Annotated in this window: 11 protein-coding genes; 4 read left to right on the plus strand and 7 right to left on the minus strand. The window is 45.6% G+C overall.

Annotated elements, in window-relative coordinates; all coding sequences use genetic code 11:
* Positions 1–113 precede the first annotated feature (113 nt).
* Positions 114–476 (minus strand): DUF3316 domain-containing protein, encoded by a 363-nt coding sequence (locus ACFFUV_RS12645; RefSeq protein ID WP_390193195.1) that lies wholly within the window; start codon positions 474–476, stop codon positions 114–116.
* Positions 477–915: 439 nt separating this feature from the next.
* On the opposite strand from ACFFUV_RS12645, the gene ACFFUV_RS12650 reads away from it, so the two are divergent.
* The gene (locus tag ACFFUV_RS12650) at positions 916–1,764 is read left to right on the plus strand and encodes a DUF6279 family lipoprotein (RefSeq protein WP_390193197.1); all 849 of its coding nucleotides are present in this window, start codon (positions 916–918) and stop codon (positions 1,762–1,764) included.
* A 36-nt stretch (positions 1,765–1,800) separates the two neighbouring features.
* Here ACFFUV_RS12650 and nfsA read toward each other — a convergent pair whose 3' ends face one another.
* Positions 1,801–2,523 (minus strand): oxygen-insensitive NADPH nitroreductase, encoded by a 723-nt coding sequence (gene nfsA / locus ACFFUV_RS12655; RefSeq protein ID WP_390193199.1) that lies wholly within the window; start codon positions 2,521–2,523, stop codon positions 1,801–1,803.
* Positions 2,524–2,820: 297 nt separating this feature from the next.
* Between nfsA and ACFFUV_RS12660 the strand changes: the two genes are divergently transcribed.
* Positions 2,821–4,557: a methyl-accepting chemotaxis protein gene (locus ACFFUV_RS12660; RefSeq protein ID WP_390193201.1), complete on the plus strand. Its 1,737-nt coding sequence runs from the start codon at positions 2,821–2,823 to the stop codon at positions 4,555–4,557.
* An 88-nt stretch (positions 4,558–4,645) separates the two neighbouring features.
* On the opposite strand, the gene ACFFUV_RS12665 is transcribed toward ACFFUV_RS12660, so the two are convergent.
* The 4 genes from ACFFUV_RS12665 to zwf all read right to left on the minus strand — a co-directional run bounded on the left by ACFFUV_RS12665 (position 4,646) and on the right by zwf (position 9,610).
* Positions 4,646–5,761: an alkene reductase gene (locus ACFFUV_RS12665; protein WP_390193204.1), complete on the minus strand. Its 1,116-nt coding sequence runs from the start codon at positions 5,759–5,761 to the stop codon at positions 4,646–4,648.
* A gap of 161 nt (positions 5,762–5,922) precedes the next feature.
* Entirely contained in the window at positions 5,923–7,371 is a 1,449-nt protein-coding gene (gnd, locus tag ACFFUV_RS12670) for a decarboxylating NADP(+)-dependent phosphogluconate dehydrogenase (RefSeq protein WP_390193327.1), read from the minus strand.
* Between the two features lie 23 nt (positions 7,372–7,394).
* On the minus strand, positions 7,395–8,111 hold the full coding sequence (pgl, locus tag ACFFUV_RS12675) for a 6-phosphogluconolactonase (RefSeq protein ID WP_390193206.1): 717 nt from the start codon (positions 8,109–8,111) through the stop codon (positions 7,395–7,397).
* Positions 8,108–9,610, minus strand: a complete 1,503-nt coding sequence (zwf, locus tag ACFFUV_RS12680; RefSeq protein ID WP_390193329.1) for a glucose-6-phosphate dehydrogenase — start codon at positions 9,608–9,610, stop codon at positions 8,108–8,110. Before zwf ends, pgl begins: the two co-directional genes overlap by 4 nt.
* Positions 9,611–10,130: 520 nt before the next feature.
* Here zwf and ACFFUV_RS12685 point away from each other — a divergent pair.
* Both ACFFUV_RS12685 and ACFFUV_RS12690 read left to right on the plus strand, forming a co-directional pair.
* On the plus strand, positions 10,131–11,012 hold the full coding sequence (locus ACFFUV_RS12685) for a helix-turn-helix domain-containing protein (protein WP_390193209.1): 882 nt from the start codon (positions 10,131–10,133) through the stop codon (positions 11,010–11,012).
* A gap of 106 nt (positions 11,013–11,118) precedes the next feature.
* On the plus strand, positions 11,119–13,263 hold the full coding sequence (locus ACFFUV_RS12690) for a TonB-dependent siderophore receptor (RefSeq protein WP_390193212.1): 2,145 nt from the start codon (positions 11,119–11,121) through the stop codon (positions 13,261–13,263).
* Positions 13,264–13,328: 65 nt separating this feature from the next.
* On the opposite strand, the gene ACFFUV_RS12695 is transcribed toward ACFFUV_RS12690, so the two are convergent.
* Positions 13,329–16,202 carry an HD domain-containing phosphohydrolase gene (locus ACFFUV_RS12695; RefSeq protein WP_390193214.1) on the minus strand — a complete coding sequence of 958 codons (2,874 nt, stop codon included), beginning with the start codon at positions 16,200–16,202 and terminating at the stop codon, positions 13,329–13,331.
* Between the last annotated feature and the right edge of the window lie 69 nt (positions 16,203–16,271).

Genomic DNA, 16,271 nt, shown 5'->3' on the forward strand with positions numbered 1-16,271 from the left:
TATGGGGTGGTGCTTCGGCGCCGCCCTGACGTTAATATCGAAAAAAGCCACCTGTTTCCAGGTGGCAAAAGGATGTATCTGGGGGAGTATAATGGTCAAACAGGAGCCTATGTTTAGCCTTCTTGACCTCCACGGTTATAAGTGTAGTTGTAATCGACATCAACTATCGCTCGATATTGCACATCATTATTGCTCAGCGCGACTTCTTTGACTTGAATATTCATATCGTTGATTTCAATGCTGTCTTCGTCCACTGACTGCGGCTCTGCCAGAATCGGCAGCTCATCGCGAAGCTCTTGAGAAGACATATTGGCAAATTTATTTTTGATTTGTTCCCCGGCGCGTTTGGCTTGCCCTTGATCTGAGAAAGCGTTGGATTGGAACGTTGTTGCTGTGTGCTGAGTCAGTGGCGCGGCAAAGACTGATGTGCTTAGGGCCAAAACGGAAGCGCTAGCGACTAGAATCGTCTTTTTCATAACTTTCTCCTCATTGGTTAACGTGAAGTTCTACTCTAACCAAATCGAAGTGAGAGGTCAGTCAACGGATGTGAAAGTTATTCTAGGTTGTTACATGGAATTCCTGACAATTCATTTGCTTAAGTCAGAGAACTTTAAGTAACGTCATTCAAAAGACAGGAGCGAGCGGCTATTTTAATTTTCAACAAAAATGCCGTTAGTAAAATGTCTAAAATTAAAATTATCCTTTTTAATCACTCTAACTCATCGGCTTAGCGGTCAATCACGTATCAGTCTATTAACGATGATAAAGAAAGCGTTATCGGCTGGTGGTTTTGTGAAGTGGTGTGAAAACAGACAACATTCGCATCTTGTTTTGGTCGCAACCATCATCATACTGGTGGAATATGATGTGATTGATGAGTATTGAGAGCGCACGACGTGGGATGGATTGGAAGCAATGATGAAAAAATGTTTAGGCTTGATATTAGTTTGCAGTGTATTAGTCGGTTGTAGTACCCAATTTATCTACCGCAATATTGACTGGTTTTTGATTGATTATATTGAAGACTTTGTTGAGTTAACCGATCAACAAGAGGAGATGGTCAGCCGTAGTGTTGCACACTTGAGCACTTGGCATAAGTCATCGGAAATCCCACGCTATATTGCACATATCGATGAATTAATGGCGGTCGATCCCACCACATTTACCGCGCAGCAATTTCAGTATCAACGCCGTAAAATGACCCAACATACTCAACGTTTGCTACGTAAAGCAGAGCCTGATATTGAAGCATTAACGGCCGCGATGAGTGACGAGCAGGTGAGTGACTTGATGAGCGCAATTCGTACTCAGCATGCTGAATTTAAAAATAAATATCAGGATTTGACTGAGCAAGAGCTGCGAGACGTATATCGTGAACGTGCACAAGAAAACCTCGAAGATTGGCTCGGTGATTTAACTCGATCCCAGCAAGTATTATTGAGTGAGTGGCAAGATGCATTGATTGTGACCACACCAGATTGGATTGACCAGCAAACCAATATGCGAATAGAACTCAAAACGTTACTGGCAAAACGCAGCGATCATGATTTCTTTAGTCGTCAGTTTGAAACGCTATTACTCCATCCAGAATCGTTTTTTTCCGATACCCTAAAACAGAAAAATGCGTTTAATCAAACGGTGACCGAGAAATATATGGTCGCGATGATTCGCAGCATGACACCAGACCAAACTGCGCATGTGAGAAGTGAACTTGAAGATTGGAAACAGATCGCGCAGGAAGTGCTGGCCACTGAGGGAGATTAAACAAGGGAGCCAAGAGGGCTCCCTTTTTGGTGCGGTTTATCGTTTGTTTAATCCTTTGCTGTTCAAGTAGCCAAGAATATGTGGGCGAGATTCACCCGCTAATTTAGTGGTCACTTCCTCTGACCAAGAGCTCTGCTTTTGGTTGCTTGAACGGTTGGCATAATAGTCATGCATCTTAGCATCGTACTCAGCGATGCGTTCTGTTTGTAATGGCTGGTACTGGTTTTCATGCACAATCACCTCGGCCGGGAGTCGCGGTTTCAGTTCAGGCGTTTGGTCTGGGTGACCTAAGCACATACCAAACAGCACGGCGCTGTACTCCGGAAGACCTAATAATTCATCAACTTCTTTGGCGCAGTTACGTAACCCACCGATGTAGACACCTCCCAAGCCAAGTGATTCTGCGGCCAGAAGACAATTTTGCGCCATAATGCCTGCATCCGCAGCACCAATGAGTGTCAGTTCGGCATAATCAGGTTTCACCTGTGGGTTCATCTGATAGTGACGTTGATAATCGATACAAAAAACCAGAAACTCCGCAGCCGTTTCGACATATTTCTGATTCCCTGCATATTGAGCAAGTGCCTGACGTTTTTCAGTATCGGTGACACGAATAACACTCACGACCTGAAGTAAGGACGATGAAGACGCGGCAATCCCTGATTGTAAAATGGCATTTAATTGCGTTGTTTCAATCGGTTGGTCAGTAAATTTGCGAATAGAGCGATGAGCTAAGATAGTGTCAATAACTGAATTCATAGTAAAGCATTCTCGTTGGTTAAACCTAGAGTAAAACTCTAACCACAAATCAGGCCGTTGTCGATATCGCCAAGGTGAGTGATGATGGTTGCTTATGCGCCAGTCTATGTGACACGTAAAAATCGACGTGTTGCTCAATATTTTATAAATATAATAAAACTTTGGTTTGGTTTTAATTGAAACCGAACTAGTACCGCCTTACTATTGAGCACTGTAAAAATAACAATGTTGTCTTTCATTTTCTAACACAGCCATTTGGCGGTGTTATTTTTAGTCACTTTTAAGGATGTAAAGTGTATGGCCAATTTGTCCTTCAAAAACAAGCTGTTGTCACTTATTGTCGCGATTATTTTCATTACTATTCTCGTCTCGTATTTCAGTGTTAATCACTTCATTAGCAACTACATTTATCAATCAGATTCCAAAAGTATTACCCATAACATCAACCTGCTACACAATAAATTGCAAACCGAGCTGGATGGTAAATTGTCACTGGCGAGCAGTTTAAATTTCAGCATGATGGACGTGGCGGATACTCAAGCGAATTCAGGTTTCTACAAAGTCGTTAAAATCTTCAATGGTTATGCTTTCGATGAAACCGGTGCCATGGATGATGCTCTGGCTGAACCCTATGTTCAGCAGGCGGAAAATCACGGCGATGAGATGGTCGTTAGCCCCGTGAAAGAAGTGGACGGTAAAGAGTTGGTGACCATTTCTGTGAAGCGTATTGATGAGTCAGTGGACTTTTTCGTCCTTGATTTAGCCGACTTGATTACCATCATTAATGATTATGCGCTTGAGGGAAGTTATGCTGAACTCGTGGCGGGAGATAAGGTCATTTTCTCCAATAAGCACGGTGATCACCTTATCCCTATTGAGCGGGAAATGGAGTTTGCCGGGCAGAATTGGTCACTGACTGGTTACATTGACCGAGACAGTATTCAAAGCAATACGGATACCATTAACTGGAAGATCACGCTTGCATTACTCGTCTGTGCCGTATTGGTCATTGGTATTAGTGTGGCGCTATTGCACATCGCCTTTAAGCCGCTGGCTCGACTGAACTCGCTGGTGGGCGAGCTTTCTCAAGGGCAAGGAGACCTCACGCAACGTTTAGCGGTGGATAGCCGAGATGAAATTGGCCAGATTTCTAATTCCATCAACTTGTTTATTGAAAAACTGCAAGCGATGTTCATTGAAGTTTCTGAGTCATCAAAAGAGATCGACAATGCGATACAGGATCTTAACAGCCAATCTCAGTCAAACTCTAAAACGCTTGAGCAGCATACGCTAGAAACTGAGCAAGCGATTACGGCCATTGAAGAGTTGAGTGCCTCAGCAAACTCGGTTGAGCAGAGTGCTGGTGACGCCGCAACCTTAACTGAAACCACGAATCGTAATGCTGAAGAGTCTAAGCAAACGGTAACCGATGCGGTAAATAGTGTGAATGCCTTGGTGGACCAAGTGGTTGCGATGTCTGGTACGATTGGTGAAATGAACCGTGATACTCAGGAAATTGGCTCTGTACTCCAAGTGATTGGCGAAATTGCCGAGCAAACCAACTTGTTGGCGCTCAATGCAGCGATTGAAGCAGCGCGAGCAGGCGAGCAAGGCCGAGGTTTTGCTGTGGTGGCCGATGAAGTTCGCGCCTTAGCCGCGCGCACTCAGCAAAGCACCTCACAGATTAACGATATTATTGATAAGCTGCGCTTAACCGCTGAAAACGTCGTATCGGATATGACCTCAACACGTGAACGTTGTGAAAGCACCGCAGAGCATACCAACAAAGTGATGGATTCGCTGAATGTGGTGACTGAATCCGTATCGGAAATCAACGACTTAAACTCTCTGATGGCGACCTCTGCCCATGAGCAGCGCACGGTGACGGAAGAAGTCAGCCGTAATATGTCTGCTATTCAGGAAATCATCCGTCAGTTGAACGCCAACGCATCACAAACCATTAGTGTGAGTAGCGAGTTGAAAGACACCTCTGAGGGGCTATCTTCGGTGGTCTCGCGTTTTAAAGTTCAATAAACGCGGTAATGAATAATCTAAAGGGAGCGAAAGCTCCCTTTTTAATGAGATGACGTCACGGCGAATCGTGCCAATGGTCATTATCCTATTATTCAGGCTGATATGTGGGGTAATCCGTCAACCCGTGCTCATCGCCACCAAACAAGGTTTCAGGCTGATGTATTGCCAGTGGATAGCCATGTAAAAGGCGTTCTGGTAAGTCAGGATTGGCCACAAAAGGGCGCCCAAAACCAATCATATCCGCGAGACCATCATCAATGGCTTGGCAAGCGGTTTGCGCTGTATAACGGCCTGCGTAGATCAGCACGTTATGAAATGCGTCTCGAAGCGCCCGTTTAAATTCGAGCGGTGTTTCTGGCGCATCATCCCAATCCACTTCTGCAATATGTAGGTAGGCGATATCATGTTGGTTGAGCAACTTCGCAGCAGCGGTATAGGTTTCCTGCGGTTTATCATCGACAGTGCCGTTCAGTGTGGTTAATGGGGCTAATCTAACACCCACGCGCGCTTTACCAACGGCCTTAACCAAGGTTGCCACCACTTGATCTAAAAATCGTAGGCGGTTTTCTAGGCTACCGCCATATTGGTCTTCGCGCTGATTCGATTGTGAGTCAATAAACTGGTTGACTAAATACCCATTGGCGGCATGAAGTTCAACCCCATCAAACCCGGCTTCAAGGGCGTTAAGTGCCGCTTGATGATACTGCTCAATAACCACATTGATATCGTGTTGTGTCATCGCTTTTGGCTCGACAACATCAACAAATCCCGGTTCATCACTGCCATTATCGACAAACACTTTCACTCCTTGGGCTTTAAGAGCCGAGGAGGAGATGGGTTGCTCGCCGCCAATGTTATCGTAATGAGTGACGCGGCCGACATGCCACAGTTGGGCAAAAATGACGCCATGCTGTGCATGGACGGCATCGGTGACTTTTTTCCATCCAATGAGCTGTTCGGGGCTGTAGATGCCTGGTGTCCACGCATAACCTTTTCCAAGTGGCGAAATTTGTGTGCCTTCACTAACAATAAGCCCAGCGGATGCTCGCTGAGCGTAATACTTGGCCATCATATCGTTGGCAATATCGCCTGGCTGAGTAGCGCGTGAACGGGTCATTGGCGGCATGACAATACGGTTTTTTAAATGTAAATCTCCGAGCTGAATTGGAGTGAAAAGTGGATTTTTTGAAGAGTCGTTATTCATGATGACATCCTTTGATGCGGATTGAGCACCTAGTGAAACCAAGAGGGAAATAATGAATTAGGCTAGCGGCTATTTGGTGGTGAAGACAGGTTCAAGAGTGAGATATGGGCAAACAAAAAGGGCGCTCAATGAGCGCCCTTAAATTTAGTCATGTTCAACAATTATACGTCGTAAGTTGTTGATGCAGTGTTACCACCGGTTCCTGTCCAGTTTGTGTGGAAGAACTCACCACGCTCACGGTCAAGACGCTCATAAGTGTGAGCACCGAAGTAGTCACGTTGCGCTTGCAGTAAGTTAGCTGGAAGACGAGCCGTTGTGTAGCCATCTAGGAAGGTCAACGCTGACGTAGTACAAGGCATTGGAATACCGGCTTCAAGTGATTTAGCCGCCACTTTACGCCATGCCGCTAGGCTGTTTGATAGGATACCTTTGAAGTAGTCATCGCTACCGAGGAACGCTAAGTCACCATTCTTCTCATAAGCATCGCGGATATTGCCAAGGAATGCAGAACGGATGATACAGCCGCCACGCCACATAAGTGCAACGTTACCGTAGTTAAGATCCCAGCCGTTCTCTTCTGAGGCTTCGCGCATTAGCATAAAGCCTTGTGCGTAAGAGATGATTTTTGAAGCAAGAAGCGCTTGGCGAAGGGCATCAACCCATTGCTGTTTGTCACCTTCAACAGGTGCGATGGTTTTGCCAAACAGTTTTTCCGCTTCAACACGTTGGTCTTTAAGCGCAGATAGGCAGCGAGAGAAAACCGACTCAGAAATCAGTGTCAGTGGAATACCAAGGTCAAGAGCGTTGATGCCTGTCCATTTACCGGTGCCTTTTTGACCTGCGGTATCAAGGATTTTCTCAACCAGAGGTTCACCGTCTTCATCTTTGTAGCCAAGGATGTCCGCTGTGATTTCGATTAGGTAACTGTTAAGTTCAGTTTCATTCCAATCTTTGAACACGGCTTGCATCTCTTCTGCAGACATACCTAAACCATCTTTCATGAATTGATATGCTTCAGTGATAAGCTGCATGTCACCGTATTCGATGCCGTTATGCACCATTTTCACGAAGTGGCCAGCGCCATCTTTACCTACCCAGTCACAGCAAGGCTCGCCAGCATCTGTTTTTGCAGAGATGCCTTGGAAGATTGGCTTCACGGCTTCCCACGCTTCAGGTGCGCCGCCAGGCATGATAGAAGGTCCAAAACGAGCACCTTCTTCACCACCAGAGACACCCGTACCGATAAAGTGAATGCCTTTCTCACGCAAAGCAGCCACACGGCGGTTAGTATCAGGGTAGTTGGTGTTACCACCATCAATGATGATATCGCCTTCTTCTAGAAGCGGGGTTAGATTGTCAATGAAGGTATCAACAACCGCACCAGCACGTACCATGAGCATCACTTTACGTGGCTTTTCTAGTTTCTCAACTAATTCTTCTAGCGAGTAAGCACCGACAATGTTGGTGTCTTTTGCTGGACCTTCAAGAAACTCATCTACTTTCGCAGCGGTACGGTTGTGAGCAACCACTTTAAAACCGTGGTCGTTCATGTTTAGGATAAGGTTTTGGCCCATTACTGCGAGGCCAATAACACCGATATCACCTTTCATTATGTTGTTCTCCATTAATTCTCTTAGGCAATCTTACTTGCTGCGTGTGAATCCAAGTACCACTCTGTTAAACCCGTTGTCGACTGAACTTTTGCCGCTGGGTAGGGCAGCGCTTCCGCTGGGGTGGTATTAATTTCGTAAACGATCTCGGCTTTTCCAGCACCAAGAACGAGATAACTAATGCGTTTTGCCGCTTCAAGTACTTTAGCGGTTTTTGATACACGCAATTGACCAGACTCCGGATGAGACGCGACAAGCGATAAATTTGGATCTTGATAGTCGGTTTTGCCTGGGAATAAAGAGGCTGTATGACCATCGGCGCCAACGCCGAGTAAAATCCAATCAAATACGGGCGTGCCATTTTCACAAGGGATAACGTCGGTCATCTCTTTCGCAAAGCGCTCCGCTTCTTGTTGCGGGTCGTTTTCACCTAAAATACGGTGAATATTGCCAGCCGGAATGTCGACTTTACTAAACAGCAGAGTGTTTGCTTCACCGTAGTTGCTTTCTGCATCATCAGGTGCGACACAACGCTCGTCACCCCACCAGAAGTGTAGGTTTCCCCAGCTGATTGCAGTAGCAAAGTCTTCACTGGCTAAACGTTGAAATAGCATCTTAGGCGTACTGCCGCCAGACAAAGAAATATGGATCGTTTTTCCTTGTTCGCTGTAGGCTTTCATGTCGTTTGCTAGGCTTTCGACAACTTGCTCTGGTGTTTGGTAAATCTTATGGTTGATCATAGTTCACAGTAATCCGTATCTGTTAAGTTTTTACACGGGAAGCGCCATTCGCGGCCATCACGTTCTAAAAGTTGGTCTGACTCTTTTGGTCCCCAAGTACCACAAGCATACCCAAACAAAGATTGAGGATCTTGTTTAAAATCGAGAATCGGTTGAACGTATTGCCAGCAAGCTTCTACGGCGTCACTGCGAGCAAATAGTGTTGCGTCGCCATTAAGCGAATCCAGAAGTAGACGCTCATAGGCGGTCAACATCTGTGTTTCTTTCAGCGAGTTGTAGTGGAAGTCCATTTTGACTTCTTTCGCATTAAAGCCTGCACCAGGCTCTTTGAGGCCAAAACTGACTTGAATGCCTTCATCAGGCTGAATACGGATGATCAATTTGTTTTCTGGCGCATTTTGACCAAATACTGGATGCGGTGTTTCTTTAAAGTGAATAACCACTTCGGTGACACGCGTTGGTAGACGTTTACCCGTACGAACGTAGAACGGCACACCGTTCCAACGCCAGTTGTTGATAAAGGCTTTAAGGCCGACATACGTTTCAGTACGAGAGTCTTCCGCGACACCCTGCTCATCACGATAGCTTGGTAGGAATTCGCCGCGGACATCAGATTCGGTGTATTGACCCATCACCAAGTTGTTACGAAGGTCGTTTTCTTCAAGCGGTTTCAAGCACTGCAATACTTTGATGACTTCATCACGCATCGAGTCAGCATTGATCTGTGCCGGCGGCTCCATCGCAACCATAGCAAGCACTTGTAGCAAGTGGTTTTGGAACATATCACGCACGGCACCGGAGTTATCGTAGTAACCTCCGCGCCCTTCAACACCCAAGAATTCCGCACCAGTGATCTCAACATAAGAGATGTAGTTGCGGTTCCATAGCGGCTCAAACATCGCGTTAGAGAAGCGAAGGACCAAGAGGTTTTGAACCGTTTCTTTACCTAGGTAATGGTCAATACGATAAATTTGATGTTCAAGGAAGTGTTCGTGAATGTCTTTATCGAGTTGTTTGGCTGAGGCCAAATCGTAACCGAACGGTTTTTCGATGATCAGGCGTTTCCAACCGTCATCTTCGGTGTTCAAGCCTTCGGCTGCAAGACTAGCAGGAATAATGCTGTACAGACTCGGTGGCGTTGCAAGGTAGAACAGCATGTTGCGGTCAGTAAAGTGATATTCTTTGCCGAGCTGTTCTAAACGATCAGAGAGTTTTGAGTACTCTTTAGTGTCTGACGTGTTGAGGGCTTGATAATGCAAATGATTAATGAAGGCATCGAGCGTTTCTGGCTCGGTTTTTTCCATCTCTTGCAACGAGGTTTTAAGTTTTTCTCGGTATGACTCGTCACTGTACTCGGTGCGGCTTACGCCCAGAATAGCAAATGACTTAGGGAGCTGGTTACTTGCATAGAGGTGGTACAAAGCTGGGATCAACTTTCGGTAGGTTAAGTCACCGGAAGCACCAAAAATAACGATGCTGCTGTTTTCTGGTATTACCATCATCTTTCCTTTAAGAACGAGGTACTTATCGACTGCTACAGTTTGACCTTTCGGTACACTACTGTGAGATAGACCCAAACGGTAGCAGCGTCACATATAAATGGATAATAGGTCTCACCTATTTGTCTAATAGACAAGGCCAACATCCCTGATTCGGCAATAGAGTCGAGTCTCAATACAGGGTCACATTGTCTATCACAATTTGATTCACATCAACTATTGAGAGAGTGATCGTTCAAATAATGTCGTGAATCAACTTACCTTATCGAGCCGTTATCTATAAATTCGAAAAAATTATAATAATGTCCAATACAAACTAACGATAAATTGATGTAGGACATTGCTAAGACCACAAGATATATCGCATCAGGCGTTTGAATTCAACGCACTTGCGCGGTTGCTGAAAAGCTTTTCATGAACTGGGTTCATATTTTCATCGCTACGCGAGTATGAGAAACTGGTCGTACTAGATTGACCTTGGACTTAACCATTGAATTTGCCTTTTGAATGTTCCACCGCAATGACGACGGCAACCGACCGTATTCGACATGTTTTGCATTTCATCCATCGTCATATGGATAGGCCTCTGTCTGTAGAGGACATAGCGGCGCAAAGCTGTTGGTCTCGCTGGCAGCTGCAGCGCGTCTTTCACAGTGAACTGGGTATCAGTGTTGGACAGTATGTTCGAGAACTCAAATTAAGTGCGGCGGCCGAACGGCTATTAGATAGCAAACAGCGCAGTATCGATATTGCGTTTGAACTTGGGTTTGGTTCTGAGATAGCGTTTAGCCGGGCATTTCGCCAGATGTTTGGCGTCAGCCCTCGAGCATACCGGCAAGCTGGCCAGCGCACGGGGTTACGTAAGCCAATGATTGTTGTCGAATCGTCGCCATCTTGTGGTTTAAATACTCCGTTTGTTGAAGTGCGTGTTGAGAGCCGAGAACAACGTGACTTTTATGGTGTGTCTACCCCCATCAGCGGGTTATTTTCTGATAAGCCGAATTTTTCTCATCGTGTTCCTAAGCTATGGCATCAGATCCTGGCTCAGTTTGACCTGAGCGAGACCGAAAAATTTGGCGTGATTGATGTCACTACGGATCCCGACAAATCAGGGCGTTTAACCTATTGGGCGTCGATACGCCCCAATGCATTGCCAGCCACCGCCCATGAAACGTTTCAGTTGGTTACAGTTCCTGCGCAAACTTATGCCGTGATTAAACACCGCGGCAAGATTAGTGCGCTACCAGAAACACTGTTGTGGTTTATGTTGCACTGGCTACCCAATTCTGAGTTTCGAGGTATCGACGGTTTTGAAATTGAACAATATCCGCCGGATTATGAGGGAGAACAGCCAATGGCAATCATGGAGTATTGGTTACCCATAAAAAAAGTAGGCTCATAGCCGCTATTTCTGCCATTTTGCACCAAAATGTTAACTTTCTTTAAGTTCAATAAGTACAATGCAAATGATATTTATTATTATTTAACTTTTTGGTGCTTAAAGGATTATGAAAATTTCCCACCCATTTGTCTTTTCCACCCTAGCCGCAGCGTTGTTATCTGCATTGTCGACGTCTTCTGTTGCAGAAACCACCGAGTCTGAGGGCGAAACCATTACTGTCTTAGGGCAAACTTATCGTAACACCGCGACGAAAAGTGCTCTGGAACCAGAAGAAACGCCGCAGGGAGTGACGATTTTAGATGGTGACCTGTTGCAGCAGCGTGGAGTGAAGTCTCTTGACCAAGCGTTGCGTTATGCGCCAGGCGTAGTGAGTGAAAACAAAGGCAGCTCGGTGACCATGTACGATAACTTCACCGTTCGCGGCTTTTCGGTTAACCAAAGTTACTACGACGGATTAGTCCTGCAGTATTTATCGGGATGGAATCTACAGCCACAGATTGACCCGATTGCACTGCAGCAAGTGGAAGTGTTTAAAGGGCCAACCTCGGTGCTTTATGGCGCGATGCCACCGGGCGGTATGATTAACATGATTGCCAAAACGCCGCAGCAGCAAGCGGCGACAGAGGTAAATTTCGCTACGGGGTCTCGTAATCTCACTGAAGCATCTATCGATACCACAGGGCAAATCGCGGATAGCGACTTTGCCTACCGTGTCATTGCTCTAGCGCGAAAGCAAGACTCTCAAGTCGATGGCATGGAACAAGAGCGTTATGTTTTTGCGCCATCTTTGGACTGGCAGGCGACGGACAAAACCTTACTGAATTTTAACCTGTACTATCAAAAAGACCCGTCGATGGGTATCAACTCTGCAATCCCAGCGTCAGGCACGGTTTACAGCAACCCAAATGGTTCTACGTCGCCGTCAACTTATGCGGGGGATATTAATTGGAGTCAATTTAAACGGGAGTTTTGGCTTGCAGGCTTTAAGGTGAACCATGAATTTAATGACAATTGGACTTGGCTAACCAACACTCGCTACTTGGATGCAGAGCTTACCCAGCACAACACCTACCATACGGCTGCCAATTTTGATCAGTCAACGGGCACGCTTTCGCGAAATATTTACTCTACAGAAGAAGAGTCTGAAGGTTTCACCATTGATAACCAATTGTCTGGTGTTGTTGAGTGGGGAAACTGGCAGCACAATTTGTTATTTGGGTTAAGTTACCAAAGGTTAAAAGGCAGCTCGAACTATCAAGAATACGCCACGTCAAACAGCGCGTTTTATCAGTTTAATCTGTTTGCACCTAACAATGATATGTTGGATGCAAGCTCATTAACCTCAGTTTACGATTCAACCACCAACATCAAAGTATGGCAACTTGGAGGCTACTTCCAAGACCAAATCCGCATTGGCGATTTAGTCTTGATGGCTGGTGGGCGATGGGATCGTTTTGAATCAGAAAGTGCTAATGTGGGGGCAACCAGCTCAACGAATGCTAACGACAGTGAATTTTCTTACCGCGTTGGTGCCTTGTATAACCTTGAGTCTGGTTTCTCTCCGTTCATTAGTTACGCGACCAGTTTTGAACCTCAGCCGGGAACAACTCAGTTTGGCAACAACTATGAGCCGGAAAAAGGTGAGCAGGTAGAGGTGGGCTTGAAATACCAATCTCAGGACAATACATTGCAAGCCAGTGCCTCGCTGTACCGCATCATTAAAAGTGACATGGTTGTGACTGACCCATCATCGGCAAATTATCAAGATGATATTCAAGTCGGAGAAGCGCGTTCACAGGGCGTTGAGTTTCAAGCCAGTTGGTTAGTTAACCAAGATTGGGATATCAACGGCAGCTATACCTATGCGGATATGGAAATCACCAAAGACAGTGAAAATGGTTTACAAGGCACAACGCCGATTTATGTTCCTCACCATTCTGCCAACTTATGGACAAATTACTATTTATCCAGTGGTCCGCTGCGCGGTGCTCGTCTCGGAGGCGGAGCTCGCTATGTGGGTGAAATGGAGATGGATGCAACCAATACGCAAGGTAAAGTTCCCTCATACACGATTGTTGATCTATCCGTCGGTTACGACTTAGGTGAAATCAGTGACTCAATGACAGGCGCAAGTGCTAATCTGATTGCCAATAACTTGTTCGATGAAGAATCTTATACATGTTATGACAACGCTAACTGTTGGTATGGCGCAGAGCGCAGCGTCGAGCTGAATGTTAAATATCAGTTCTAAGCACAACGCAAGAACGAAAAGGCTGCCGATGGCAGCCTTTTTACTTTTAGAGGCTCATTATTGGTTTAAAATTGGGCACGGATATAGGCTTTAACGCGCTGAATATGGGCGTCTCGGTCGATAGAGGTATATTGCTCCGCAGTGAGGTAAATCTGACCGTAGCTCTGGTCAATTTTCGTTTGCAAAAACAGTAAATACAGCTTGGGGTCGATATGTCCAGAAGTGGCCATATGGGTCATGATTTCGATGGATTCGGCCAGGGTTTTGGCTTTTTTGTATGGCCTGTCATTGGAGGTCAGTGCTTCAAAGACATCGGCGATTGCCATCGCTCGTGCGGGAATCGACAGTTGCTCCTCATTCAGTCCTCTTGGATAGCCTTTTCCATCCATGCGCTCATGGTGGTTGCCTGCGATTTCAGGAATGTGTTTAAGGTGCTCAGGAAACGGTAATCGCTTGAGCATAGTAATCGTCTGAATGATATGATCATTAATGATGAATCGCTCTTCGGTGTTGAGCGTGCCTGCAGCAATCGATAGGTTGTACAGTTCGCCTCGGTTGTATTTGTAGTCGCCAGGCTTAAGTACAAACTCGTCGGCTTTGGCGATCTCTGAACGATCATAATCCCACGGTATCAAATGCACATCCTTGTCGCTTAACAGTGTTTCTTGTACTGGGAGAGGGGCCTTTTCTCCAGCCCGCTGCTTTTCAACCCAAGAAATGCCTAGCTGGTCATCGAGCGTTCTTGTCCATTGACGTTGACCAATCTGCTGTAGTCGCAGTAATGATTCGTCATCGAGCTTTTCGCTTCCTTTGTTACATTGAGCAATAAAAGCAAATTCTTCATCAAGGGCTTGCTGAGTTTTTACTCGAATCGCGTCCAATTGTTGCGTATCACCGCCCTTCGCCAACTGTTGCCAATAATCTTTTTCAGCTTGCATTTTGAGCAGTTCGAAACGCATACGGACTTCATGAATTCGGTCATAGATAGTTTCAAGCTTGGTTGCTTTATCAATCACATATTCGGGGGTCGTGATCTTTCCGCAATCATGGAGCCAAGCCGCTAGGCGCAGCTCCTCCCACTGTGAAGGCGACATTGAAAAATGGGGATAGTATTGCTGATCGTTATCCGCGGCTTGAGTAATTTTATTGGTTAAAACCGGAATGCGTTGGCAATGGCTTCCAGTATATGGCGATTTGGTATCGATGGCTGAGGCGATAAGTTCGATAAAGGCGTTTAATACGTCTTTTTGCTGCTGCATGCGGTCAATATTTTCTTTGGCAATTTCGGCAAAGCTGAGTAGTTCACTTAGAAACGCATGCTTATCCGCTTGTTGTTTGGTTAACTTACGTTCATAACCAATCAAAAGGACGCCGACGAGTTGTTTTTCTCTATTCAATAGCGGAAAGAGATAAATGTCTGAGTTGTAGAGGCAATCTTGATATTTCTTCAGGGCATTATCGTGTCGATTAAGGTGAATGATATCGCCTTTTTTCAATCCCGTAAGCAGCCAAGCCGTCGACTTGAGCAGTTCATCTAAATCAATTTTGAAGGGAATAATGGCGTGATTGGCGGCAATCGAGAACGCATTTTTCTTAGTCGACAACGTATATAAAATGATGGTTTCTGCTTTGGTCACCAGATAACTTTGATGGGCTATGGTTTTGGCTAATTGCTTAAAGTCATCATTGCCCGCCGTTTCGCGCAGTAGCCCGAGTAGACCATGGAGGGTATGTTCCATTAATTTAATTGAATCTGTTAAGTCCGCGACCTCTTTAATGACACTTTTTGGATAGCGGGTTCGCTTAAAGTCGAAACGCGCAATATTCCCTGTCAGTTCAACCATTTTGATCAGTGGTTTGGCAAGTCGGCGCGCGACCCACCACACGACAAAAAAGCTCAGCAGCAACAGGCCAATAGCAAAACTTATTTGTGTATTTCTCATCTCTCTGAGATCACCCAACAGGGTATTTTGAGGCGTGGCTTCAGCGAGAAGCAACTGAACGCCATCGGTCAATTTTACGGGGGTTAGGGTGACAGACCACTCCTCGCCGTCGACTTGCAAATTTTCGTACAAGGTTTCGCTACTGATGCGATTGAGAACGGGTTTGAACACCGTTTTTTGCAATGCCTGATAGAGGTCTTGTGAATCACTGTCGCGATCAATGCCTGCTTGGTGGTGGGCGAGCAGACGGAATTGGTTGTCAAACAGCGCCAACCTAGAGTGATCGGAATGGCCAATTTCACTGATTTGGTCAGAAAGTGATTGCAGAGTGAAATCTGCGCCAATTACCGCTTGGCCATTGTCGCTGCGGCGAGAAAAGGTGACCCCATTCGCTTTGAGAAAATAGAATAAATACGGCTGAGATAGGCGAATTTTGCCGTCATTTTTGGCCTCTTTAAACCAGTGGCGTTGCCGCGGGTCAAATTGATTATCCAGCTCTCGCTTCGATTGAATTAATGTAAGTTCGTTGTTGAGGTAAAAATATTCACTCAGCCCGGTAGCTTGAGTGTGATGCACTAATAACGCCGTATCAGTTGGCGCGGAAAACTTTTCGCTATCTTGTTCGTTTCTTATTAAGCGAAATAAAATCATGTCACCATGTTCATTGGAATAAAACATCGACGCGAGGTAGGGGCTGCGCTCAAAAATGAGTTTGATGGACGCTAATAGATGCGGCTGATCAAGCGGAGGGCGACGGTCGCGAATCGATGGATGAAGCGCAATGAGATCCAAACTGGTCAGAATTGGACTGGTTTCTTGGCGAAAGGTGGATTGCAACTTACTGGAATTTTCATAAGCCAGTTCTTTCGCGGTTCCGGTTAAGATTTTTTGGGCATAGTAATAGCTGATGCCAATCAGTACGGCACCGATAGCGAATGTGACCACCAAGAATAAGTTGGTGATATGTATGCTTAAAGAGTAACGTTGTTTCTTCATTTTTGTACCACCAAAAAGATGTTACTTAAGTATTAGCCACACTTGGAAATATGTAAAAATTGTGCGCTA

Origin of the sequence: Vibrio olivae, assembly GCF_042428525.1 — a bacterium.
In the GTDB taxonomy this organism is placed as follows: domain Bacteria; phylum Pseudomonadota; class Gammaproteobacteria; order Enterobacterales; family Vibrionaceae; genus Vibrio; species Vibrio olivae.